Origin of the sequence: Paraburkholderia sp. SIMBA_053, assembly GCF_046534895.1 — a bacterium.
Taxonomy (GTDB): domain Bacteria; phylum Pseudomonadota; class Gammaproteobacteria; order Burkholderiales; family Burkholderiaceae; genus Paraburkholderia; species Paraburkholderia caledonica.
This window is the reverse complement of record NZ_JAWRXU010000597.1, coordinates 1-276: the sequence shown is the minus strand read 5'-3', so window position 1 is coordinate 276 and position 276 is coordinate 1. Positions and strand designations below refer to the sequence as shown.

The 276-nt window shown below is 60.5% G+C and carries 1 pseudogene; it reads right to left on the bottom strand.

What is annotated here, in order from left to right:
- Positions 1–276: pseudogene (locus SB753_RS36995) on the bottom strand (transketolase family protein); the annotation flags it as partial.

Sequence of the window (276 nt, the reverse complement as noted above, 5' to 3'; positions counted from 1 at the left end):
ATCGAGCCGGATATATACGGGACCTTCGACGGCCGCGGCGTATTCGATCATCTGCACGACTTCGATCCCGTCGCACGGCGCAAGAATCTGCACGTTGCCGAATCCGCTCATGATCGAAATGTCGTCGATGGCATGGTGCGTCGACGCCAGCGGGCCGTACGCGACACCGGCGTTAAGGCCCAGCATCTTCACGTTTGTTGCGCTATAGCAGACGTCGTTCTTCACCTGCTCGTTAGCGCGAGCCACGAGGAACGGCGCCGCGTTGGCCGTGAAGAC